At 71.5% G+C, this 22,282-nt stretch carries 21 protein-coding genes; 13 read left to right on the top strand and 8 right to left on the bottom strand.

The window, feature by feature from the left end; all coding sequences use genetic code 11:
- Positions 1–15 precede the first annotated feature (15 nt).
- The 6 genes from NMN56_RS40180 (at position 16) to NMN56_RS40155 (ending at position 6,631) form a co-directional block, all read left to right on the top strand.
- Positions 16–327, top strand: coding sequence for an urease subunit beta (locus NMN56_RS40180; protein WP_274042608.1), 312 nt, complete (start codon positions 16–18; stop codon positions 325–327).
- Positions 320–2,041, top strand: a complete 1,722-nt coding sequence (locus NMN56_RS40175; RefSeq protein ID WP_274042607.1) for an urease subunit alpha — start codon at positions 320–322, stop codon at positions 2,039–2,041. Before NMN56_RS40180 ends, NMN56_RS40175 begins: the two co-directional genes overlap by 8 nt.
- A gap of 234 nt (positions 2,042–2,275) precedes the next feature.
- Entirely contained in the window at positions 2,276–2,944 is a 669-nt protein-coding gene (locus tag NMN56_RS40170; RefSeq protein WP_274042606.1) for an urease accessory protein UreF, read from the top strand.
- 287 nt (positions 2,945–3,231) lie between these two features.
- Positions 3,232–3,957 (top strand): urease accessory protein UreG, encoded by a 726-nt coding sequence (ureG, locus tag NMN56_RS40165; protein ID WP_274042605.1) that lies wholly within the window; start codon positions 3,232–3,234, stop codon positions 3,955–3,957.
- Complete coding sequence (locus NMN56_RS40160; RefSeq protein WP_274042604.1) at positions 3,954–4,850, top strand: urease accessory protein UreD; 897 nt, start codon at positions 3,954–3,956, stop codon at positions 4,848–4,850. The genes ureG and NMN56_RS40160 overlap by 4 nt, the downstream gene beginning before the upstream one ends.
- A gap of 116 nt (positions 4,851–4,966) precedes the next feature.
- On the top strand, positions 4,967–6,631 hold the full coding sequence (locus NMN56_RS40155; protein WP_274042602.1) for an alpha/beta hydrolase: 1,665 nt from the start codon (positions 4,967–4,969) through the stop codon (positions 6,629–6,631).
- Positions 6,632–6,825: 194 nt separating this feature from the next.
- On the opposite strand, the gene NMN56_RS40150 is transcribed toward NMN56_RS40155, so the two are convergent.
- Both NMN56_RS40150 and NMN56_RS40145 read right to left on the bottom strand, forming a co-directional pair.
- Positions 6,826–7,884: an NAD-dependent epimerase/dehydratase family protein gene (locus NMN56_RS40150; protein ID WP_274042601.1), complete on the bottom strand. Its 1,059-nt coding sequence runs from the start codon at positions 7,882–7,884 to the stop codon at positions 6,826–6,828.
- A gap of 56 nt (positions 7,885–7,940) precedes the next feature.
- Positions 7,941–8,696 carry a lysophospholipid acyltransferase family protein gene (locus NMN56_RS40145; RefSeq protein WP_274042600.1) on the bottom strand — a complete coding sequence of 252 codons (756 nt, stop codon included), beginning with the start codon at positions 8,694–8,696 and terminating at the stop codon, positions 7,941–7,943.
- Between the two features lie 650 nt (positions 8,697–9,346).
- Here NMN56_RS40145 and NMN56_RS40140 point away from each other — a divergent pair.
- Positions 9,347–10,396, top strand: coding sequence for a polyprenyl synthetase family protein (locus NMN56_RS40140; RefSeq protein WP_274042599.1), 1,050 nt, complete (start codon positions 9,347–9,349; stop codon positions 10,394–10,396).
- Here NMN56_RS40140 and NMN56_RS40135 read toward each other — a convergent pair.
- The 3 genes from NMN56_RS40135 to NMN56_RS40125 all read right to left on the bottom strand — a co-directional run bounded on the left by NMN56_RS40135 (position 10,374) and on the right by NMN56_RS40125 (position 14,108).
- Positions 10,374–12,080 carry a hydroxysqualene dehydroxylase gene (locus NMN56_RS40135; protein WP_274042598.1) on the bottom strand — a complete coding sequence of 569 codons (1,707 nt, stop codon included), beginning with the start codon at positions 12,078–12,080 and terminating at the stop codon, positions 10,374–10,376. The two genes, NMN56_RS40140 and NMN56_RS40135, sit on opposite strands and share 23 nt — an antisense overlap.
- 316 nt (positions 12,081–12,396) lie before the next feature.
- Entirely contained in the window at positions 12,397–13,134 is a 738-nt protein-coding gene (locus NMN56_RS40130; RefSeq protein ID WP_274042597.1) for a maleylpyruvate isomerase family mycothiol-dependent enzyme, read from the bottom strand.
- Positions 13,131–14,108 carry an EamA family transporter gene (locus tag NMN56_RS40125; RefSeq protein ID WP_280842742.1) on the bottom strand — a complete coding sequence of 326 codons (978 nt, stop codon included), beginning with the start codon at positions 14,106–14,108 and terminating at the stop codon, positions 13,131–13,133. The genes NMN56_RS40130 and NMN56_RS40125 overlap by 4 nt, the downstream gene beginning before the upstream one ends.
- 120 nt (positions 14,109–14,228) lie before the next feature.
- On the opposite strand from NMN56_RS40125, the gene NMN56_RS40120 reads away from it, so the two are divergent.
- From NMN56_RS40120 to NMN56_RS40110, 3 genes are all read left to right on the top strand, one after another.
- Positions 14,229–14,699, top strand: coding sequence for an Lrp/AsnC family transcriptional regulator (locus NMN56_RS40120; protein ID WP_274042593.1), 471 nt, complete (start codon positions 14,229–14,231; stop codon positions 14,697–14,699).
- A gap of 357 nt (positions 14,700–15,056) precedes the next feature.
- Positions 15,057–16,553 carry an MFS transporter gene (locus tag NMN56_RS40115; RefSeq protein ID WP_274042592.1) on the top strand — a complete coding sequence of 499 codons (1,497 nt, stop codon included), beginning with the start codon at positions 15,057–15,059 and terminating at the stop codon, positions 16,551–16,553.
- A 95-nt stretch (positions 16,554–16,648) separates the two neighbouring features.
- Positions 16,649–17,665, top strand: coding sequence for a polyprenyl synthetase family protein (locus tag NMN56_RS40110; RefSeq protein ID WP_274042591.1), 1,017 nt, complete (start codon positions 16,649–16,651; stop codon positions 17,663–17,665).
- Positions 17,666–17,695: 30 nt separating this feature from the next.
- Here the strand turns inward: NMN56_RS40110 and NMN56_RS40105 are convergent, their stop codons facing one another.
- Positions 17,696–18,334, bottom strand: coding sequence for a TetR/AcrR family transcriptional regulator (locus tag NMN56_RS40105; protein WP_274042589.1), 639 nt, complete (start codon positions 18,332–18,334; stop codon positions 17,696–17,698).
- Between the two features lie 73 nt (positions 18,335–18,407).
- Between NMN56_RS40105 and NMN56_RS40100 the strand changes: the two genes are divergently transcribed.
- The 3 genes from NMN56_RS40100 (at position 18,408) to NMN56_RS40090 (ending at position 20,772) form a co-directional block, all read left to right on the top strand.
- Positions 18,408–19,202, top strand: coding sequence for an ABC transporter ATP-binding protein (locus NMN56_RS40100; RefSeq protein WP_274042588.1), 795 nt, complete (start codon positions 18,408–18,410; stop codon positions 19,200–19,202).
- A 78-nt stretch (positions 19,203–19,280) separates the two neighbouring features.
- Positions 19,281–20,105: an ABC transporter permease gene (locus tag NMN56_RS40095; RefSeq protein WP_274042587.1), complete on the top strand. Its 825-nt coding sequence runs from the start codon at positions 19,281–19,283 to the stop codon at positions 20,103–20,105.
- Between the two features lie 70 nt (positions 20,106–20,175).
- Positions 20,176–20,772, top strand: coding sequence for a TIGR03086 family metal-binding protein (locus NMN56_RS40090; protein WP_274042586.1), 597 nt, complete (start codon positions 20,176–20,178; stop codon positions 20,770–20,772).
- A 174-nt stretch (positions 20,773–20,946) separates the two neighbouring features.
- On the opposite strand, the gene NMN56_RS40085 is transcribed toward NMN56_RS40090, so the two are convergent.
- Both NMN56_RS40085 and NMN56_RS40080 read right to left on the bottom strand, forming a co-directional pair.
- Positions 20,947–21,111 carry a hypothetical protein gene (locus NMN56_RS40085; RefSeq protein WP_274042662.1) on the bottom strand — a complete coding sequence of 55 codons (165 nt, stop codon included), beginning with the start codon at positions 21,109–21,111 and terminating at the stop codon, positions 20,947–20,949.
- 144 nt (positions 21,112–21,255) lie between these two features.
- On the bottom strand, positions 21,256–22,215 hold the full coding sequence (locus tag NMN56_RS40080) for a cytochrome c oxidase assembly protein (protein ID WP_274042585.1): 960 nt from the start codon (positions 22,213–22,215) through the stop codon (positions 21,256–21,258).
- Positions 22,216–22,282 lie beyond the last annotated feature (67 nt).

The following is a 22,282-nucleotide window of genomic DNA, read 5'->3' as shown; positions in this document are numbered from 1 at the left end:
GAGGAGCGCGCAGCCATGATTCCCGGAGAGATCCTTTACGCCGAGACCCCGGTGCCGGTCAACGAAGGTGCCGACGTGACCCGGCTCACCGTGCTCAACGCCGCAGACCGGCCCGTACAGGTCGGCTCGCACTACCACTTCGCCGAGGCCAATCCCGGGCTGGAGTTCGACCGCGAGGCCGCGCACGGTCTGCGCCTCGACATCGCGGCGGGCACAGCCGTCCGCTTCGAGCCCGGCATCCCCGTCGATGTCGCCCTCGTCCCCATCCGCGGCAGGCGCGTCATCGCCGGGCTCCGCGCAGCAACAGGAGGCCCCCTCGATGCTTGAGTTGAACCGAGCCGCCTACGCCGACCTGTTCGGACCCACCACGGGCGACCGCGTCCGGCTCGCCGACACCTCGCTCGTCATAGAGATCGAGGACGACCTGGCAGGCGGGCCGGGGCGCTCGGGCGAAGAGGCCGTCTTCGGCGGCGGCAAGGTCATCCGCGAGTCCATGGGCCAGTCCCTCGCCACCCGTGCCGAAGGCGCCCCCGACACCGTCATCACCGGGGCGCTCGTCCTCGACCACTGGGGCATCGTCAAGGCCGACATCGGCATCCGCGACGGGCGTATCACCGCGCTCGGCAAGGCCGGCAACCCCGACACGATGGACGGCGTGCACCCCGACCTCGTCATCGGCCCCGAGACCGAGATCATCGCGGGCAACGGGAAGATCCTCACCGCCGGTGCCATCGACGCGCACGTCCACTTCGTCTGCCCCCAGATAGCCGACGAGGCCCTCGCCTCCGGCATCACCACTCTCGTGGGCGGCGGCACAGGACCTGCCGAGGGCTCCAAGGCCACCACCATCACGCCAGGCGCCTGGCACACGGCCCGCACCCTGGAGGGCATGGAGCAACTGCCCCTCAACATCGGCCTCCTGGGCAAGGGCAACACCGTCTCGCGCGACGCGATGTTCAGCCAACTGCGCGGCGGCGCCGTCGGGTTCAAGATCCACGAGGACTGGGGCGCGACACCGGCCGCCATCGACGCCTGCCTCACCGTCTGCGACGAGACCGGCGCACAGCTCGCCATCCACACCGACACCCTCAACGAAGCCGGGTTCGTCGGCGACACCCTCGCCGCGATCGCCGGGCGTGGCATCCACGCGTACCACACGGAGGGTGCGGGAGGTGGCCACGCGCCCGACATCATCACCGTCGTCGGCGAGGCCAACGTCCTGCCGTCGTCCACCAACCCGACGCGCCCGCACACCGTCAACACCGTCGAGGAACACCTCGACATGCTGATGGTCTGCCACCACCTCAACCCGGCCGTTCCCGAGGACCTCGCCTTCGCCGAGTCCCGTATCCGGCCCAGCACCATCGCGGCCGAGGACGCGCTCCACGACATCGGTGCGATCTCGATCATCTCCTCCGACTCGCAGGCCATGGGCCGGGTCGGCGAAGTGGTGCTGCGTACCTGGCAGACCGCGCACGTGATGAAGGAGCGCTACGGCGCCCTCGCGGGCGACGGGCACGCCGACAACCGGCGCGCGCGCCGCTACGTCGCCAAGTACACGATCAATCCCGCCGTCGCGCAGGGCATGGACGCCGAGATCGGCTCCGTCGAGCCCGGCAAGCTCGCCGACCTCGTGCTGTGGGACCCCGCGTTCTTCGGCGTCAAGCCGCTCACGGTCATCAAGGGCGGGCAGATCGCCTACGCGCAGATCGGGGACGCCAACGCGTCCATCCCGACCCCGCAACCCGTACTGCCCCGCCCCATGTTCGGCGCCAGGGGGCGTGCGCCGGGATCGAACTCGTTCAACTTCGTGACGCAGACCGCCCTCGACGACGGGCTGCCCGAACGGCTCGGCCTCACCAAACGGTTCGTCGCGATCCGCGACACCAGGTCCGTGACCAAGGCCGACATGCGCGAGAACGACGCACGTCCCGACGTGCGCGTGGACCCCGACACCTTCACCGTCACGGTCGACGGCACCCCCATCGACCCCGCCCCCGCAGCTCAACTCCCGATGGCGCAGCGGTACTTCCTCTTCTGAGCCGCACCCTTTTCCGGTTTCCGGGCCGGCGGGGGCCGGGACGGTGGTGGTCGGCGGTGCCGGGCCGGTCTGTGGCGGCCGGTTGGGCACCGGCGGTCTGCGGTGTTCGGGCCTGGCGCCGTTGCGCCGCAGAGGAAGGGCGTTCGGGCTCGGTGCCGTTGCCTCGGAGAGAAGGGGGCCCGTGCCTTCCGTTCTTCGGGGGGCGAGGGCTTGTCATGGTGAGGAGGAGCAGGGATGAGTGGAGCGGCAGCCGCGTTGCTCGTGCTGGCCGACGGGCGGTTCCCGGCCGGGGGGCACGCGCACAGCGGGGGCGCCGAGGCCGCTGTGAAGGCGGGCCGGGTGAAGGACGCGGCCTCGCTCGGCGCGTTCTGCCGTGGCCGGCTGCACACGGCGGGCCTCACAGCGGCGGCGCTCGCGGCAGCAGCCGCAGCGGGGCACGACCCGCTCGCGCTCGACGAGGCGGCGGACGCCCGTACGCCGTCACCCGCGCTGCGCCGCACGGCACGCAAGCTCGGGCGGCAGATGATGCGCGCTGCCCGCGCCACCTGGCCGTGCCCGGAACTGGACGCGCTGGCAGCCGCCCGGCCCAGGGGCGCGCATCAGCCGATCGTGCTGGGGCTGGCAGCCCGTTCCGCCGGACTCACGCCGCTGGACGCGGCACACGCGTGCGCGTACGAGAACATCAGCGGCCCTGCGACGGCGGCCGTACGTCTTCTGAGCCTCGACCCGTTCGACGCGACCGCCGTGCTGGCCCGTCTCGCGCCCGAGGCGGACGACGTGGCGCGAAGAGCCGTCGAGGCGGCGGAAGGCGACCTCGCCGACCTGCCCGCCGCCTCGGCCCCGCTCCTCGACATCACCGCCGAGGCCCACGCGACCTGGCCCGTCCGCCTGTTCGCCTCCTGACCGGCCACCAGGCCAACCGGTCAGCCGACCTACCTGCCCCTGGACCCACCGACTTACCGGCCCACCGGCCCACTGACTTACCGGCCCACCGACCTAACGCCCCACCTGCTACCGACCTACCTCTCTACCGGCCTGACCGCCCACCGGCCATTGGCCAATCGACAAGTCGGCCAATCGACCAACCGACCCGCCCGGAACGGCAGTTCCGGACGTCGGACGCCGGCCACCCGGCCGCCCGTATCCGTACGGCCCGCAGGGCCGACCCGCGCAACCCCTCCGGAGGAGACATGCACCTCGACCACGAGCTCGACGAGAAGTTCCCGCACCGGCACACCTACAGCGCAGCCCACCCCCAGCGCCCCGACGGCACGCGGCGGGCGCTCCGTATCGGGCTGGGCGGGCCGGTGGGCTCGGGCAAGACCGCGACGGTCGCCGCGCTGTGCCGCACCCTGCGCGACCAGCTGTCCCTCGCGGTCGTCACCAACGACATCTACACGCGCGAGGACGCGGCGTATCTGCTGCGCGAGGCCGTCCTTCCGCCCGAGCGGATCACCGCCGTGGAGACCGGCGCCTGCCCGCACACCGCGATCCGGGACGACATCTCGGCCAACCTGGAGGCCGTCGAGGACCTGGAGGACGATCTGGCCTCGCAGGGCGCCGGCCCGCTCGACCTCATCCTGGTCGAGTCCGGCGGTGACAACCTGACCGCTACGTTCTCCAAGGGGCTGACCGACGCGCAGATCTTCGTGATCGACGTCGCGGGTGGTGACGACATCCCCCGCAAGGGCGGCCCGGGCGTCTCCACGGCCGACCTGCTCGTGGTCAACAAGACGGACCTGGCGCCCTACGTCGGCTCCGACCTGGAGGGCATGGCGCGCGACGCCAAGGAGCAGCGGGGCGAACTCCCCGTCATCTTCCAGTCGTTGCGGGGCGAGCCCGGTGTCGGCCCTGTGGCCGACTGGGTGCGCGCCCAGCTCGCCGACTGGACAGGAAAGGCGGCACACGCCGCATGACGACCGTACTCGGCGCGGGCACCCCGGCACCGGCTCGGCCCGCACCGCCACCGATGCCGGCACCCGCGGCGGCCGTGGCACCCCGGGTGGCCGTGACACCCGTGGCGGCCGTGGCGCCCGCTGCAGCGGCGGGGCCGGCCGGGGTGCGGGCGCACGTCCGCATCACCGCGGCCTCCGACGGACGCGGCGGCACCGCGTTGCCGCTGCTCAGCGGCGAGGGCCCGTTCGCACCGCGCCGTACACGTTCGGCCGACCCGGCGCGTGCCCGGGTCACCCTCGTCGGCGCGATGAGCGCGCCGCTGGGTGGCGACCGCCTCACCGTGGAGACCCGGGTGGAGGCGGGCGCGGCCCTGCGCCTCGACAGCAGCGCGGCGATGATCGCGCTGCCGGGCCGGGTGCCGGGGCACGCGGAGTACGGCGTACGGCTGACGGTCGGCGAGGACGCGTACGCGCACTGGCTGCCGGAACCGCTCATCTCCGCGCGGGGCAGCGATCTGCGCCAGCACCTCGTGGTCGACCTGGCGCCCACGGCCCGCCTGGTGCTCCGGGACGAGCAGGTTCTCGGCCGTACGGGGGAGGAGCCGGGCCGCCTCAGTACGCGGCTGACCGTACGGGTGGCGGGCAGACCGCTGCTGGACCAGCAGCTCGACTACGGGCCGGGAGCGCCGGGTTGGGACGGCGGCGCCGTGCTGGGCGCAGGGCATCGTGCGGTGGGGCAGCTCCTGGTGGTGGACCCGGCGTTCGCCGAGCGGCCGGCCGAGCCCCGGATGCTGGGGGAGACCGCAGCCGTCACCCCGCTGGCCGGCCAGGGGCTGCTGGTCACGGCGGTCGCCCCGGACGCGCTCCAGCTCAGACGCCTGCTCGACCAGTCGCACATATTCACGTCTTGGTAAAGAACGACCAACTGCTCTGTCCCTTACCGCTGGTGAGAGAGAAAGATCCTCCTGACACCACCGTGGTCACCGACCACCGCCGCCACACGCGGCGTCACCAGAGGGGGGACAGACACGTGAACAGACGGAAAGCGGCCATAGCCGCAGCCGGCACCCTCGCAGCCGGAGCCCTGACAGCGGGCCTCATATCCGTACCTTCCGCCTCCGCCGAGGGCAGCGCCGCACAGCGCGGCGACAGCGGCAAGCGGCACGGCTCCGCCGAGGCACGCGGCGTCGAGCAGGCCGCCGCCCGCGCGGCCCGTACCGGCGTCGACTGGAAGGACTGCCCGGCCGACTGGAACCTCAAGGCTCCCATCCAGTGCGGCTGGGTCACCGTCCCTGTCGACTACGCCAAGCCCCACGGCAAGAAGATCAAGATCGCCGTCGACCGGGCCCGCAGCACTGGCGACAAGTCCCAGCGGCAGGGCTCCCTGGTCTACAACCCCGGCGGCCCCGGCGGCTCGGGAATGGCCTTCCCCAAGCGCATCCCGGACAAGAACCCCCTGTGGGCCAAGGCCGCCACCGCCTACGACTTCGTGGGCTTCGACCCGCGCGGCGTCGGCCACTCGGCCCCCATCTCCTGTGCCGATCCCCAGGAGTGGGTCAAGGCACCCAAGGACGACCCGGTTCCGGACAGCGAGGCCGACAAGCGCGCACAGCGCAAGCTCGCCAAGGAGTACGCGGACGGCTGCAAGGAGCGCAGCGGCGCCCTGCTGCCCCATATGACGACGCCCAACGCGGCCCGTGACCTCGACGTCATCCGCGCGGCGCTCGGCGACAAGAAGCTGAACTTCCTCGGCGTCTCCTACGGCACCTACATGGGCGCCGTCTACGCCGAGCTGTTCCCCGGCCACGTCCGCCGGATGATCACCGACAGCGTGGTCAACCCGTCGCCGAAGAAGATCTGGTACGACGTCAACCTCGACCAGGACATCGCCTTCCAGACCCGCTGGGACGACTGGAAGAAGTGGGTCGCCAAGCACGACGCCGTCTACGGCATCGGCTCGACCCCCGCCAAGATCGAGGCCAAATGGCGCGAGCTGCGCGCCACCGCCAAGAAGGACCCCATCGGCGGCGCTGTCGGCCCGGCCGAGCTGCTCGGCTTCTTCCAGAGCGCGCCCTACTACGACTCGGCCTGGGCCCGGGTCGCCTCGGCCTGGTCCGCCTACCTCAAGGGCGACGAGAAGCCGCTGATCGAGAGCGCGGCTCCTGACATGTCCGATGTCGCGGGCAACAAGGCGAGCGAGAACAGCAACGCCGTCTACACCGCCGTCGAGTGCAACGACGCGCAGTGGCCGCGCGACTGGAAGACCTGGGACCGTGACAACACCAGGCTGCACGAGAAGTACCCGTTCCTCACCTGGTCCAACGCCTGGATGAACTACCCCTGCGGTGTGTGGCCCCTCAAGCAGCACAAGGCCACCGACGTGAAGGCGCGCACCGCGCACCCGGTCCTGATGATCCAGGCCACACGCGACGCCGCCACGCCGTACCCCGGAGGCGTCGAACTGCACAAGCGCCTCAAGGGCTCCCGCCTCATCACGGAGAAGGACGCGGGCTCGCACGGCATCACCAACCTGAAGAACGACTGCATCAACAAGCGCGTCGACGCCTACCTGCTGAAGGGCACCGTCGACGCCAAGGACCTCACCTGCGGTCCGCACGCGACACCTGAGCCGCAGAAGTCCCCGGCCAAGGCAGCGGCAACGGCGAAGGCGGCCTCTCTGCCCGCCATCAAGTGAGCAGTTTTCAGGGTTAGTTAACGCAGACGCAGACGCAGACCCCGAGGCTGACGCTGACGCCAGGTGACCTGAGGGGCGCCAGGCGTCGCCGGTAGGGCGGCCCGGACATCCGGGCCGCCCTCTCGTGTGCCCCGGCGGCGGTCGGGGCGCGGGCAGGTGCTCTACGGACCGTCACGGCCCGTCCAGTGAAGCGCTCAGCGCCCCCGCCGGGCCAGCCAGTTGTCCTCCGCCTCGTAGTCGAACAGGTCACCCATGGGGTCGTAGGCCGCCGCCATCTTGGCGAACGCCTCGCGCCAGTCACGGCCGCGCAGCTGCCCGGCGAGCCAGTCGACGGTCTCGGGCAGGGCCTGCTCATACGTGGTGACCGGGCGGTAGCCCAGCGCCTCGCCGGCCGCCGACATGTCCAGCACCATCGGATGCGGCAGCGACCACGGTGTGGAGCCGACCGTCGGTGCCTCCTCCGGCGGAGGCCCGTCCAGGAGCACCGTCTCGCCGTCCCAGCCCAGCGCCTCGTCGTGTGCCTCCGCGATCCGTGCGACCGTCGGCGCCTCGGGATCGGCGGCGTTCAGCACCCGCGAGCCCGGCTTACGGGCCGCCAGCCGCACCAGTTCGGCGATGTTGTCGACGTGTACGGGATGGAACCTGCTCTCGCCGCCGTACGCCAGCACCCGCACCCGGCGCCCGTCCAGCCACCGTTTGACGAAGTACAGCTCGCGCGGGGTGCGGCAGTGCGGTCCGTAGACGGCGCTCGCGCGCAGCATGGTGACCGGCATGCGCGCGCCCAGCGCGGTCAGCTCCCGCTCGATGAGCACCTTCCGGGTGCCGTAGTCCTCGTCGCCCGGGCGCACCGTCCGGTGGGTCTCGGGGATGGGTACGGCGTAGAGGGGGAAACCGTCGGGCTCGTTCTGCGTCGCGAAGCTGCGTCCCCGCTCGTCCTCGTACACGGCGGCGCTGGAGAGCACGACGGCGGAGCCGACGCGCCCGGCGAGCCCCGCCAGTTGTGCCGCGTGGGCCGGGGTCAGCGCGGTCACGTCCAGCAGCAGTTCGCAGCCGTCGCCCACGGCCTTCGCCGTCGCCCCCTCCTCGTTACGGTCCAGCGCGAGGGCCCGTACCTCCTGCGGCCAGCCCGCGTCGCGTCCGCCGCCGCGCGAGACCGCCGTCACCTCCCACCCGTCGGCGGTCAGCGCGCGTACGGCCGCGCGGCCGATCTGTCCCGTCGCTCCGAGTACAACTGCCCGTGCTCCATTGGTCATACAGGCACGCTACGACCGGCCGGCACGGCCGGCCCACGATGTTCGCGCAGGGACGATTACGCCGAAGGCGGAGCGCCGTCACCGCCGGTCACCTTGCGGCGCACCCTGCCGCGGGGCTTCTCGCGCGCCCGCTCGGCGGCCTGCGCGGCCTTCGCGTCGGGCGCGTACAGGTCCACGTACTCCTGGCCCGACAGCCGCAGGATCTCGTGGATGATCTCGTCCGTGACGGCACGCAGTGCGGTGCGTTCCTTCTCCATCCCCGCGAACCGCGAGAAGTCCAGCGGCTCCCCGAACCGGATCGTCACCCGCCCCAGGCGCGGGAACTTCCTTCCCGGCGGCTGGAGTTCGAACGTTCCCATCATCGCGCACGGTACGACCTTCACGCCCGCGCCCAGTGCCATGGCGGCCACCCCGACCCTGCCCTTGTAGAGCCGCCCGTCGTGCGAGCGCGTGCCCTCGGGGTAGATGCCCAGCAACTCGCCCTTGCGCAGCACCCCGAGGCCCTCGTCGATCGCGGCCCGGCCCGCGCCCTTGCCCGAGCGGTCGACCGGGATCTGGCCCACGCTGTGGAAGAACGCCGCCGTCAGCCGCCCCTTGAGGCCGGGGCCCGTGAAGTACTCCGCCTTCGCCAGGAACGTGATCCGCCGGGGCAGGATCGCGGGCATCAAGAAGTGGTCGGAGAAGGAGAGATGGTTCCCCGCGACGATCGCGGCGCCGTCCTCGGGCACGTTCTCCAGCCCCTCGATACGGGGCCGGAACATCAGCCGCAACAGCGGTCCCAGCACCACGTACTTGAGCACGTAATAGAACACGGGGTCACCCCTGGGTGTGCCGCATCGGCTTGTGGGCGGGCTTTTAGCTGGTCAGGATACTCGCAGGAGCGGCCGGCACGATGTGCGTGCATGACCACCTGTGACCAGGTCTTCCCGGGCTGATGCTGACCCGTTGCTGACCTTCCTGACGCGGCATCAGGCGTACTGTGGCGAAAGGAACAGCGTAACGCCGTGAGGCCCTGGCCGACCGGTCGTGAGTGCCACCCTGATGCCCCGTCAGCTGAACGGTGGCGGAGGCACCGCTCAACGCCGCGGGGCCTCGGCGAGCCGGTCGCGACCGCGCGCTGTGCATGCGAAGTCGAGGGGGGAGGCGTGCCCTTCGCCGGTCACGGCACCCGTGCCGCACAGCGACCTGCCGCGAGCGTCGACAGGACCCACACGGTCGGTGATCAACTTCTTGGTACCGTCGAAGCGAAGGACACACCCGCGCTCGTGCCTGGCCCTTGGGGGCGGGCAGTGGATCTCCGCCTGCCGGTGGGACCCGGGAGCGGCGGGAACGGAGCGGTCGGGGTGGTCGGTGAGGTCCTTTTCCTGCGAACGGGCGGTCGCTCCCGCCAGGTTGGCGCAGCGGTTCGCCTGTGGTCAGCGCCGGCTGCGCCGCGATGTGAGAAAGCGGGTTGGGGAGAGACATGACGAGCACCGATTCGGACGGGCGGGCGCATGACGTCCTCGCGTGGGCCGCTGCGACCTGTGACCCGGAGATCCGGAGCTGGATGAGCGCATTGGGCCCGCTGTCGGGAAAGATAGCCGCCTACCAGCTGGGCTGGTCCGAGGGGCTCCCTTCTCGCGGGCACCACCGCGGCAAGTCCGTGCGGACGGCTCTGGCGTTGCTGTCAGCGCGTGCGGTGGGCGGTGAAGTGGCGGCAGCCATCCCCGCGGCGACAGCGGTGGAGATGGTGCACAACCTGTCGCTGCTCTACGACGACGTGCTGGACGGCGACACCGTGCGCCGGCACCGTGCGGCGGCGTGGCAGGTGTTCGGCCCGGCGTCAGCGACGAGGGCGGCCGACGCGCTGCTGATGCTGGCGTTCGAGACACTCTCCGCACCGGAAGGTGACGTTCGCATCGCGCAGGAGGCTTCTGCCGCGCTGCTCGACACATCGATCCAGTTGGCCGTCGGCGAGAGCCTGGACGTGCTGTTCGAGCGGCGTGACCGGGTCGAGGTCGAGGAGTGTCTTGAGATGATCTCGGGGAAGACCGCTTCCCTGTTCTCCTGCGCGTGCCGACTGGGCGCCCTGTACGGGGAGGCGAACGAGGCGGACATCGACCGTTTCGCCGCTTTCGGACACGATCTGGGCATGGCCTTCCAACTGGTCGACGACCTGCTGGGAATCTGGGGCGACAGCGGTGTCACGGGCAAGCCGGTCTTCGCTGACCTGCGGGCGCGCAAGATGTCGACGCCGGTCGTGGCGGCGCTGGCGTCCGGGACCACAGCAGCGAAGGAACTGGCTCGCCGCTACGCCCGCCCTCCCGGCACGGACCCGGACCGCGAGGGCGCACTGCTGGCGGAGCTGGTGGAGGAGGCCGGCGGACGGCGCTGGGCCCGCCGGTGCGCCGCGGAACACGCCGAGGCCGCCGAAGGGTGGCTGCGGGAACTGGGGGAGCGGCCCGGAGCCGGCCCCGGGACACTGGCGGACCTGCGCGCCGTGTGCGCTCTCATCGTGACCCGCTCGCACTGACTGGCCAGTCGGCCCACGGCGCCGGTACGTCGAGTATGTGGGCACGCCCCTGCCGGTACAGCTCGGCGTCGATCTCCTTGAGCCGGCGCAGCTGCGGTGGTTCGTGCAGCGTGTGCACCTCGGCCGGAGCGGATGTGTCGCCGGCCGCCTCAAGGAGGGCGTTGACCGCGAGGCGCGCGCCTTGATTGGCACCTTCCATGGTGGCCAGGTTCACCGGGCACCGCACATAGTCCCCGGCCAGGAACAGGTTCGCGGCAGCGGTGACAGCGCCGGGCCGCCGGTGCCAGGAGCCCTTGGTGTTGATCAGCAGGGGCTCGTCGTTGTGCGCGGGGCCGGGGCCGTCCAGGCCCTTCACGGCCGGGTCCAGCTGCCAGGAGTGCAGCAGCGAGGGGCGCAGTACGGAGGTGTGCGCGTCGTTGAGGGAATCGCTCAACTGCGCCCACACCTCCGAGGCCACCTCCTCGCGGGTGCACTCGCGGGCCGGCTTGTCGTAGAGGATTCCAGGGGTGTCCCAGTCCGAGATGTCCACGGACAGGCAGTCGGCCACGGTTCCGTCGCCATAGGTGGTGCGGAAGTCGGCGTCCCAGAACTGAGCCTGGCTCACCGAGGTCAGCGCCCAGGGCGAGTCCAGGTAGAGGGCATGGCCGCGGACCACCGGGGTGGGTTCGGTGAGGTAGAACTGCAGGCCGACCATCCAGTCCGTATCGAGTGACGCCACGTCGGCGAGCATCGGACCGGCCTCGGCCGATCCGCCCTCCAGCAGCGCCCCCACCTGGTGCACGGGCAGCGCGCAGACGTACCAGTCGGCCTCCAGATCGCGCCGCCCCCGCGGCCCCCGTACCACCGCCTTCGCCACACGTCCGCCGCGGACATCGAGACTGTCGGCCCACCAGCCCAACTCCAGGCGCACGCCCAGGGAAGCCAGGTGTGTCGTCCACGGATCGATCCACGCCGTGCTGGTCGGCGCGTTCAGTACCCGGTCGGCCGGAGCGGACTCGCCCTGGCCCAGGAAGCCGTAGGACATCGCCTCCAGGAACCCGCCGACCGTGTGGGTGCTCCCCACTTCGGCGCGGGCGGCGACCACGGTACGGGTCGCCCCGACCACGCACTTCTTGCGGTACTCATCCGAGGCCCCGGCGGCGCCCGTGAAGTCCCACCACGATGTGTTCTCCCACTGCCCCAGGCGGCGTTCGGGGCTGCTGGTCATGTAGACCATCATGCGGTTGGCGAAGTACAGCAGTTCCTCGCTCAGCCCGGTGCCCCCGCCAGGTTCGACGCCCATGCCCCGCAGGATCTGCACCGGGGTACGCGGCCCCGGGGCCGACGACACATCGGTGACCACCTCGTTCACCCGCCCGGAGCGTGCCGACAGCAACTGCGGCGCCTCCCGCAGGTTGCCGAGAACACCGTCGCTCTGCTGCCCGAAAGGGATCCGGCGCAAGGCGTCCGGCAGGCTGCGGTAGAAGCCCGGAAAGAACCGGAACCCGTGCTCGGCCGGAAGATCGAGCCGCCCCCGCTTTCCCGTCCCGTGAACCCCCGTACTCCGTGCTTTGCCGCCCCACCCGGTGGGCTCGACGACCGTCACCTCGTATCCGCGCTCGGCCAGCTCCATCGCCGCGGTCAGACCGGCGATGCCCCCGCCCAGAACCGCGACCGTCTCCCCGGCGCTTCCGCCTGTCCCCACGAACTCTCTCCCCCCTCGTCCGGCCGCCGGACCATCCCTCGCAAAAGCTCCGCGAGGAGTCGTGGCCATCAACCGGAAGATCATCTCAAACGCTCCTGGCCCGCCTCGGACCGCGGCCACCATGAGCCACAGCCAGGTGTTTGCGACCGGTCAGGGCGCGGAGCGTTCGGCCGCACTCCGGTTCGCGGGAGCCGCCGCGCCGGCCAGCTCCCATCGGCTCGCCGGCACCGTTACCGCGCCGGTGGGCGATTCCCTCAGCGTCCGGTGCGCCGCTCCGGTACCCCGCTCCCGTGCGTTCCCCGGGGGCGCCGTCCCGTCAGTCCGCCGGTCCACCGGCGGCGAGTTGGTCGGCCCAGCGTCGCTGGTCCGGGGGCAGGTGCAGCCGTGCACGGCCCCACAGGTCGAGGTACAGCTCCGCTGCGGTGGCCGCGAGTTGGGCGTCACATGGTTCGTTCGGCGCCGCCGGCCTGGTGTGCACGGTCGTTGGGGTGAGTTCGATCAGCCAGCGGTCGTCCGTGTCGGTGCTGTGCACCGTGATCCGGCCGGTTCGGTCGAAGCGTCTGCCGTTGTGGGCCCCGGCGGCCAGGTGGACGGCGAGAACTTCGTCCACGCCGTCGGCGGCGATGTCAGGGGGGAGCGCCATGGGTTCCCCCAGTGCGTTCGCGAGGTCCCAGCCGTGGATGAACGCTTCGTGGGTGAGGCACCTGGGCCAGAAGGAGACGGTGTGGGGCTGGGTGGACCAGTTCCATGCGGCGGCGCGGGGGTCGGCTGTGGCGAGGCGGTCCAGGGCCAGGTCCCATTCCCCGGCGGCCCACGCGATCACGCGGTCGTCGGGCGGCAACCCGGCGTCTGTGAAAGCGGGTTCGCCCGCGCCCTGCTCGACGCAGGCGGAGACGAAGGAGGCGACGTTGCCGAGGTGGTGGACGACGTCGCGGACGCGCCATTCCGGGCAGGCGGGTACGGGGTCGCCGAGCCGGTTCTCGGCCCTGCGCCATGCTCGCGCACCCACCTCACGGGTCGCGTCCATATGGCGTGCGGTGTCCAGCGGCTTCATCGGGTTGAGCCTTTCTGTGGCGGCGGTGGCGGCGGTGGCGGGGATACGGCGGCCGGCCGGGGTGGGCCGTTCGTGAGCGGGGCCGGGCGGGTGGTGCGCCGCGTCAGGGTCTTGCCGCCGACGATGAGGGCCACCGCGCTGACGATGACGGTTCCGCCGAGCAGCAGGCTGGGGCTGAGTGTCTCCTGGCCGAGCAGGGCTCCCAGCGTGACCGCGACGACCGGGTTGACGTAGGCGTAGGTGGCCACTGTGTCGTTCGGCAGGTTGGCGTTGGCGTAGCCGTATGCGGTGAAGGCGAGCATGGAGCCCGCGATCACCAGCCACAGGAATCCGGTGATCGAGCCGGCGGAGACCGCCGCGAGGTCGAGGCGGCCGAACTCGCCTGTCACGGCGGCTGCGCTGATCAGCAGCAGCCCGCCGGCGATCATCTGCAGCGACGCCACCACGAGTGGGTGCGAGGGCAGCGGTGCGCGGCGGGCGTAGACCGAACCCGTTGCCCAGCACAGCGCACCGATCAGCACGACGACCGCGCCGCCGGTGTCGACGTGGGCTCCGGGTCCGCCCACGAGCAGGCCGACCCCGACGGTGCCGAGGGTGAGCGCCAGGATCATGGTGGCCGTGATCCGTGTTCTGGTCACTGCCGCGTTGATCAGGGTCATCCAGACCGGCACGGTCGCCACGATGAGCGCGGCCAGTCCTGAGTCGATGCTCGTCTCGCCGACGCTGAGCAGGCCGTTGCCGCCGACCAGCAGCAGGGCGGCGACGATCAGTGTGGAGCGCAGCTGCCGCGCGGTCGGGCGCCGGGCGCCCCGCGCGTGGCGTGGTCCGGCGATGGCGAACAGGACGGTGCCGGCTGTCAGGAACCGGAAGCCGGCCATGAGGAGCGGCGGGATCGTGTCGACGGCCAACTGGATGCCGAGGTAGGTGGATCCCCAGAAGATCCACACAGTGATCAGGGCGAGCCAGGGCAGCAAGGGGCGGTGTGTAGAGGTTAATTGAGGCGTCACGGGCATCTGGCCTCTTTTAGTGAGGGGGATCAGCTAGAGTGGTTTTGAGAGATTAGGGTCATCGGCCGTGAAGGGCAAGTTCTCACCATGACGCGACAGTTGGACGACGTCGACCGGACGATTCTGCGGGCGATGACGGCGGACGGCCGGCAGACCGTCAGGGCGCTCGCTCGGGCAGTGGGGCTCTCCGAGCCTTCGGTACGCGAGCGCTTGCAGCGGCTCGAACGGGACGGGGTGATCACCGGGTACCACGCGGCCCTCGACCCCGCGAGCGTGGACGCGGCCACGGCGGCTTTCGTCGCGCTTCGCTTCGAACCGGGTGAGGCCGCGAAGGCCGTGGTCAACGAGCGGCTCGCACGCGAAACGTGCGTGCTGGAGGTGTACGAGGTGGCGGGCGAGGACTGCTACTGGCTGAAGGTGCGCGCCTCCGGAACCGACGCGCTGGCCGACACGCTCGACCGCATCCGCGCGATCCCCCCGGTACGCGGCACCAGCACAACCATCGTGCTGCGCACCGTCTTTGAACGCCCCCTGGGCCCGGACACCGGCCCCGCGTGAAGGTAGGTCAACGACGCCGCGCGTGAAGACCGACGCCGCGGGTGGGGACCGACGCCGCGCGTGAAGGCCAACACTGTGCGTGAAGGCCGCACCGCGCGTGAAGCCCGGCACCGCGTGCGAAGACCGGCACTGAGCGTGAAGGTCAACACCGCGCGTGAGGGTCAGCGCCGCACGTGAAGGCTGGCATCGCGCGAAGACCGACAGGAAGTGAAGCAACCCCCAACAGCGGCTCCGTAACTCCTCGTAGCGAACGGCATATGCGCGGAACCGCTTGCGCCGGAGAGGGCGCTACAGGCAAGGTGGGAAACGGTAGGTAACCGATCAATAACGCTGCGTGCCGATACGGGGAGGGTGACCGTGCGCCAGTGGCTGGCCCTGGCCGTCGTCCTGTCCGGTACGTTCCTCGCCAATCTCGACGTGTTCATCGTCGTGGTCGCCATGCCCGCGCTGGAGCGGGGCCTGCACGCGGACGACGGCCAGCAGCAGTTGATCCTCGCCGGCTACCAACTCGTGTACGGGCTGGGCCTGATCGCGGGCGGGCGGCTGGGTGACCACCTCGGCTCCTTCCGCGTGTTCGGTGCCGGCATGGTGCTCTTCACCGCCGCCTCGCTGGGCTGCGGCCTCGCGCCCTCCGCCGGGTTCCTGGTCACCGCCAGGCTCGCCCAGGGACTCGGCACGGCGCTGCTGGTGCCGCAGGTCTTCCGGATGGCCCAGACGCTGTTCACCGGGAGGGCCAGGCGCCAGGCGTTCGCCGTGACCGGCGCCGTGATGGGTATCGGCGCCGTCTCCGGTCAACTCCTCGGCGGCTGGCTGCTCGCGGCGGACACCTTCGGCCTCGGCTGGCGCGCGGTCTTCCTGGTCAATGTGCCGGTGGGAGCGGCGGCGCTGGCGGCTCTCCCATGGGCGGCGACCGCGCAGCGGGCGCCTGCACCCGGGGGCCAGGGGGCGGGGGACGGCGCCGGGGACCAGGATTCCGCACGTACGCCGCGGCTGTCCCTGCGGGCCCGGCTGGATCTGCCGGGTACCGCTCTGGCCGCGCTCGCCTCCGGCCTGTTCGCCGCCCCGCTGACGGCCGCCGGCGGTAAGGAAGTCCCCTGGTGGGCGCCGTTCTGCCTGGCGGCCTCCGTTCCTGCCACCGTCGGGTTCCTGCGGTACGAGCGTGCCGTGCAGCGGCGCGGCGGCTGCCCGCTGTTGCCGCCCGGGCTGCTGAGCCGCCCGGGGTTCGGCCGCGGACTGGCGCTGGTCGCCCTGGCCAACTGCGGGCTGAACGCCTTCGTGCTGACCCTGGGGCTGCTGCTCCAACAGGGCTACGGCTGGAGCCCGTTGCGAACCGGCGCCGGCATGCTGCCGACGGCGGGCGCCTTCGCGTGCGCCTCCCTGCTCGCGCCGCGGCTCCCCGTTCCGCAGTCCCGTCTGCTGTGCGGGGCCGCGGCGCTCGCCACCGCCGGGTATCTGGGCTGCGCCGCGGCAGCGGTGCACGGCGAGCCCGGACGGCTGCTCCTCGCGCTCGGCGTGGCGGGCGCCGGGCTCGGCCTGTTCATCGCGCCGGCCCTCGCCTTTGCCCTGGGCACTGTGCCCGACCGTGTCTCAGGGGCCGCAGCCGGCGTGGTCTCCACGGTCCAGCAACTCGGCGCCGCGCTCGGGGTGTGCGTCTTCGGCGCGCTCTTCTTCGCGCTGGTCCACGCCGGCACGGGCCACCCCACCGCGTTCGCGCTCGTCACCGTCGCCAACGCGGTGACCACGGCGCTCGGGGGGTTCCTCGCCAGGGGAGTCAGCGCGAACCCCGTGCCGTCGCCCGGCTCCCAGGAACGGGCGGCGGGCCACGAACCAGGCGGCGCCGGCGGCCTCCTGTGACACCTCGCTCCGGGGGCCGGGACCCACCCGCATCCGCACCCGCTGCCCGCGTAGTCCGACCTCCCGCAGTCCCCCTCCGCGACCTGGAGAAGAGATTGACCAGCAGTCCCGCACCGACCGTTCTGCCGCAGGGTCCTCCCTGCGCCGATGTGACCGCCGCTTTCCCCCAGGTACACCGCTACCTCGGCGAACTGCTCGACGACTACCGCCCCGACCATGCCCATCTGCGAGGACCGCTCCGTACGTTGGTCGAACAGGGGAGGCAGGCGCCACACGAGTTCTCGCTCCCGCTCCTGGTGCACGCTGCCCTGAGCGGCGACCCCGGGCCCGCCGTCCCCGTCGCAGCCGTGCACGCGCTGTGGTGGCGCGCGGCCAATACGTTCGACGACGTGGCCGACGGTGACGCCGGCCCACAGCTGTACGGGATGCCGAGCGCTGCCGCGCTGACGGCGGCGCTGGAATGCGGCTACGCGCTGCCCCTGCGCGCTCTGGCCTCGCTGCCCGTGCCAGGACCTCAGCGGCAAGGGCTGATCAGGGACTACCTGGACGGCTGGACGGCGGCGAGCGACGGCCAGATCGGCGACCTGCTCAACCACCCGGCGGGCGTGGAACCCCAGGAGGTCCTGCACGTCTACCGGCACAAGAGCGGCTCCGTCTACGCCATGGCCTGCGCCATGGCGGCCCGCCTCGCCGTCGGCCAGGAGCGTACGGAGTGGGCCGCTGCCCGGATCGCCGCCTGGACCCGCTTCGGTCAACTGCTCGGCATGCTGGCGCAGTTCCGCAACGACGAGGACGACCTGCGCAGCGGGCGGTGCGAGGACCTGCGGAACGGAACGGCCACCTACCTGCTCGTCCACCTGGTGCACTCGGCTCCGCACGGTCGGCGCGAGCGTGTCCTCGCGCTCCTGGAGGCGTCCGCCTCCTCACCCGAGAGCCGCGAGGAACTGCACGCGATGATGCGGGAACCCGGCGTAGTGCGCCCCTACCACGCGCATGTGGCCTCGCTCCGTGAGGAGGCGCACACGCTGCTGGACACCCTGGCCCCCGAATGCCCTTACGGCACCGCACTCAGGGCCCGCGTCGAGTACGAGGTCGGCTTCCTCCAGTCGTAGCCGGCCGCAGGCTGCCGGCCGCCAGCAGGGTCAGCCCTTTCGTACGGCGTAGGTGAAGGCGCGTTCCCCGAGCAACTCCTCCACCGAATCGAGGAGTTCGAGGATGTCCTTCGCGAGGGATCCGGGTGCCTGGCCCGCCACGACGCGCTTTCCGATCTCGGCGTAGACCAGGGAGTGGAACCAGCCGATCTGGCTGGCCACGGCGCGCGGCATCGGGTCGCGGGGCCCGGCACCCGTCTCCTCGGCGAGCAGTTCGGCGAGCGCGTCCGTCATCTGCTGTCCCAGGGATTCAAGGCGCGCGGTGAGCGTGGGCGCGGCGCGCATCATCTCGAAGACCGGGCCGAACCCCTCGGTGAGCCCCAATTTCCTGTCCCTGCGCTCCAGTTCCGAGCGCAGCCGGGTCAGTACGGCGCGCGCGGGGGAGTCCCCGGGTGCGCGCTCGCGCACGATCTCCGCGAGGCGGTCCGCGCTCGCCTGGTCAGGCGGGAGGACGAGGTCCTCCTTGGCCTCGAAGTAGTTGTAGAGGGTGTTCACGGAGACCTCGGCCGCCTCGGCGACCTCGGCGATCGTGACCCGGTCGAAGCCGCGCTCCACGAACAGCCGGTTGGCCTCCTGGTGGATGCGCTGCCGTGTCTGCCGCTTCTTGCGCTCCCGTAGCCCTTCGCTCATACGGGAAGTCTAAACGCATGCCAAAAGTTAAGTGCGTTGCAGTTTTGCAGTGGGGTGTGTTTTTATCGTCAGTATGTCCACCACATCCACGACGCCACCCGCCCTCCGGGTGCGCGACCTCACCCACACCTACGCCGCCACATCAGGCCCCGTGCACGCCGTACGGGGCATCGACCTGACCGTGCCGCGCGGCGAGATCCTCGGCTTCCTCGGGCCCAACGGCGCGGGCAAGACCACCACCCTCCTCATGCTCACCACGCTGCTGCGGCCCAGCGGGGGAGAGGTCCACGTCGCCGGGCACGACCTGCGCCGTGACCCCGCCGCCGTACGCGCCCGCATCGGCTACGTCGCGCAGGCAGGCGGCCTCGACCCGGCGTGCGGAGTACGGGAGGAGCTCGTCACCCAGGCACGGCTGCACCGCATGCCCAAGGCCGCGGCCTCGGCGCGCGCCGAGGAACTCGCCCACGACCTGGGCATCTCCGCGCTCATGGACCGGCCGACCGCCGCGCTCTCGGGTGGCCAGCGCCGCCGTCTGGAGATCGCGCTCGGCCTCGTCAACCACCCCGAGGTGCTCTTCCTCGACGAACCCACGACGGGGCTCGACCCCGGCAGCCGCGCCGAGCTGTGGGACCTGGTCCGCCGTATCCGCACCGACCACGGCACGACGGTCTTCCTGACCACCCACTATCTCGACGAGGCCGACGCGCTCGCCGACCGCATCGTCGTCATCGACGAGGGCCGCATCATCGCCGAGGGCAGCCCGGCCGCGCTCAAGGCGCAGCACGCACCCGGCCCCTCGGGCACCCTTCAGGACGCCTTCCTGGTCCTGACGGGACGCGGCCCGGCGCAGGAACCCGTCGCCATCTGACCCCTCGTCCCCTCGTCCCCTCGTCCCCCCTCGGACCGGCCCCCGGGCAGGTCCGCCGCACCCACCCCTGGATTCCTCATGCCACCGACACCGACACCCGCACCGATACCGGCGCCCACGGCGGCACCGACGCCGACGGCGCGCGCGTACGCGCACCTCTGGGCCGACACCCGCGTCGTCTTCGGCCGCTGTCTGCGCGCCACCCTCCGCTCCAAGACGAACATGTTCTTCGGCATGCTCCAGCCGCTGCTGTTCCTCGCGCTCTTCGGGCCGCTTCTGACCTCCCTCGACCTCGGCGTCAACGGTTCCTCCTGGCAGACCCTCGTCCCCGGCGTCCTCGTCCAACTGGCCCTGCTCGGCGGCTCGTACGTCGGCCTGGGGCTGCTGATGGACCGGAACCTGGGGATCATCGACCGGATGCGCGTCACGCCGGTCAGCCCGCTGGCGCTGCTTCTCGGGCGCACCCTGCGCGACGTCGCGCAGCTGTTCGTCCAGTCGGTGCTGCTGGTGCTCCTCGGCCTCGCCTTCGGGCTGCGGGCCCCGCTGGCGGGTGTCCTGCTCGGGCTCGCCTTCGTCGCGGTGCTGTCGGGCGCGCTCGCCGCGCTGTCCCACGGGCTGGCCATGCGGGTGCGGACGCCGCCCGAGTTCGCCGCCATCGCCAACACCGCCGTCATGCCGCTGATGCTCCTCGCCGGGCTCCTGCTGCCCATGAGCCTCGCGCCCGGCTGGCTGGACGCCGTCTCCCACGCGGTGCCCTTCCGGTACACCGTCGAGGCCGTACGCGAGGTCTTCCGGGGCCACTACACGAGCGGCACCGTCGCGCTCGGAGCCGCCGTGACCCTCGGTCTGGCCGCGCTCTGCCTGTTCGCTGCGACCCGCCTCTTCGGACGCGCGCGCCACTGATCAGCCCCGGGGCCGCCGCTGTCGCGTTCCTTCAAGAACCCGGCGTGCCCCGGGCCGTAGCGTCACCGGCATGAACGACATGACACACGCGCACATGAAGGAGGCGGCCCGCGAGGCGGCCCGTACGGCACGGGGCGCGACCGGCTCTCCCCTCAACACCCCGACACCGTGCGGTGCGTGGGACCTGCGGGCGCTGCTCAACCACTGGGTCCTCTACACGGCGCACGGCCTCGAACACCGTGCCCTGCGCACCGCCGTCCCCGAAGAACTGGCGGCACGCGACTTCGCCGCCGAGCCCGACTGGGCCGAGGCGTACGCCGCGCAGCTCGACCGCGCGGTCGCCGCCTGGCAGGCACCCGGGGCATGGGAGGGCGACATCGACCTCGGCGGCTCCGCCATGCAGGCCACGGCCATCGCGAGCATGGTCGTCAAGGAGATGGTGCTGCACGGCTGGGACATCGCCACCGCGACGGGCCACCACTACGACTGCTCGCCCGAGCTGGCCGGCTTCGTCCTGGGCGTCGTCGAGGAGTACGCGGAGATCTACCGCGAGTACGACGGCTTCGCCGCTGCGGCGCCTGTCCCGGAGAACGCCACGGCGCTGGAGCGCGCCCTCGCGCTCTCGGGCCGGGACACGCGTGCGGCGGCCGGAGCTTCCCCAGCGTGACGGCCTGACGGTCTGACCAGGTAGTACGGCCAGACCGGCCGGCCAGCCAGCTGTTTCGTGCACATACCAGGACCCCCGCCCGCGCCCTTCCGGCGCCGGCGGGGGTCCGGTGTTCGCGCCTGTCCCCGCTCGGTCACATGTGGTGTGTCGCGTGTGGCCGCACTCTCCAGCGGTTCAGTTACGCGTGGCGGCCACACCCAGCGTGACCAGGCCCAGTACGACCCACGAGAACCACAGCCATCCGCTGCCCCCCAGCGCCACGGTGTACGCGGTGACGACCACAAGACCCACGACCGTGCAGACGGTCATGGCCTTCGTGGAAGCCGGCATGCTCGTCATTCCGGGCATCTCAGCACCACCCTCCTCCCGGCGGCCCCGGGACGTACAGCTCGCGCACGCACAAAAAGGGCCGCGGCCAGGTGTCCATCGTCACCCGTCCACGGCCCCGCGCGCTACCTGCGCGCCGGAGTCAGGCCCCCCGGCTCACCGTTCGCCGGTGCGCAGCGACGCCAGATACGCGTTGTACGCGACCAGTTCCTTGTCCCCGTCCCTGTCCGCCCTGCGGTCCCTGCGCCGCGACTGGCGCTGCTCGGTCACGTACCACTGGAAGACCAGCGCGACCAGCACGAGCACCGACGGGATCTCGCTGAACGCCCACGCGATGCCGCCCGCCGCCGTCTGGTCGGACAGCGCGCTGACCCCCAGCGAAGCCGGCGGGTTCTCGTACGTCTTGATCATCGGCTCGGACGCCATCATCAGCGCGATGCCGAAGAACGCGTGGAACGGCATCCCCGCGAACAGCTCCAGCATCCGCATCACATAGCCGGGGCGGTGCGGGCCGGGGTCGACGCCCATGATCGGCCAGAAGAACACCAGACCGACGGCGAGGAAGTGCACCATCATCGCGAGGTGTCCGACCGTCGAGCCCATCAGGAAGTCGAACAGCGGCGTGAAGTACAGCGCGTACAGGCTCGCGATGAACAGCGGGATCGTAAAGGCGGGATGCGTGATCACCCGCACATAACGGCTGTTCAGCAGTGCCACCAGCAGCTCGCGCGGGCCCTTGCGCGCACCGTGGCTGCGGTTGGCCGACGGCAGGGCCCGCAGCAGCAGCGTCACGGGCGCCCCCAGCAGCAGCAGGATCGGCGACAGCATGCTGATCACCATGTGCTGCACCATGTGGACGCTGAAGAGCACCATCCCGTACTCGTTCATCGCCGTGCACATCACCAGCGCCACGGTCAGCACACCGAGGACGAACCCCACGGTGCGCCCCACCGGCCACGCGTCGCCGCGCCGCCGCAGCCGCACCACGCCCCACCCGTACAGGGCGAGCGCCAGCAGGCACCCCACCAGGAAGAACGGCTGGCCCGTGAACTCCAGGCCCCGCGCGACCGTGAAGGGCGGCAGGTCCATCGTCATGCCGTGTGCGCCGTGATCCATCCGAACTCTCCCGCTACCGACCGATACGCCCGCACCAGACTAGAACCGCCCGCGCCGACCGCCCCTG

The sequence above is a fragment of the Streptomyces iconiensis genome, from assembly GCF_028657195.3.
In the GTDB taxonomy this organism is placed as follows: domain Bacteria; phylum Actinomycetota; class Actinomycetes; order Streptomycetales; family Streptomycetaceae; genus Streptomyces; species Streptomyces iconiensis.
This window is presented reverse-complemented; position numbering and strand designations above follow the sequence as displayed.

Coding starts and splice junctions, on each gene's coding strand:
- NMN56_RS40170 (WP_274042606.1), top strand. CDS start 2,276: ATGAGTGGAGCGGCAGCCGCGTTGCTCGTGCTGGCCGACGGGCGGTTC.
- NMN56_RS40130 (WP_274042597.1), bottom strand. CDS start 13,134: ATGAAGCCGCTGGACACCGCACGCCATATGGACGCGACCCGTGAGGTG.
- NMN56_RS40180 (WP_274042608.1), top strand. CDS start 16: ATGATTCCCGGAGAGATCCTTTACGCCGAGACCCCGGTGCCGGTCAAC.
- NMN56_RS40095 (WP_274042587.1), top strand. CDS start 19,281: ATGCCACCGACACCGACACCCGCACCGATACCGGCGCCCACGGCGGCA.
- NMN56_RS40090 (WP_274042586.1), top strand. CDS start 20,176: ATGAACGACATGACACACGCGCACATGAAGGAGGCGGCCCGCGAGGCG.
- NMN56_RS40085 (WP_274042662.1), bottom strand. CDS start 21,111: ATGACGAGCATGCCGGCTTCCACGAAGGCCATGACCGTCTGCACGGTC.
- ureG (WP_274042605.1), top strand. CDS start 3,232: ATGCACCTCGACCACGAGCTCGACGAGAAGTTCCCGCACCGGCACACC.
- NMN56_RS40105 (WP_274042589.1), bottom strand. CDS start 18,334: ATGAGCGAAGGGCTACGGGAGCGCAAGAAGCGGCAGACACGGCAGCGC.
- NMN56_RS40160 (WP_274042604.1), top strand. CDS start 3,954: ATGACGACCGTACTCGGCGCGGGCACCCCGGCACCGGCTCGGCCCGCA.
- NMN56_RS40120 (WP_274042593.1), top strand. CDS start 14,229: ATGACGCGACAGTTGGACGACGTCGACCGGACGATTCTGCGGGCGATG.
- NMN56_RS40175 (WP_274042607.1), top strand. CDS start 320: ATGCTTGAGTTGAACCGAGCCGCCTACGCCGACCTGTTCGGACCCACC.
- NMN56_RS40080 (WP_274042585.1), bottom strand. CDS start 22,215: ATGGATCACGGCGCACACGGCATGACGATGGACCTGCCGCCCTTCACG.
- NMN56_RS40100 (WP_274042588.1), top strand. CDS start 18,408: ATGTCCACCACATCCACGACGCCACCCGCCCTCCGGGTGCGCGACCTC.
- NMN56_RS40150 (WP_274042601.1), bottom strand. CDS start 7,884: ATGACCAATGGAGCACGGGCAGTTGTACTCGGAGCGACGGGACAGATC.
- NMN56_RS40140 (WP_274042599.1), top strand. CDS start 9,347: ATGACGAGCACCGATTCGGACGGGCGGGCGCATGACGTCCTCGCGTGG.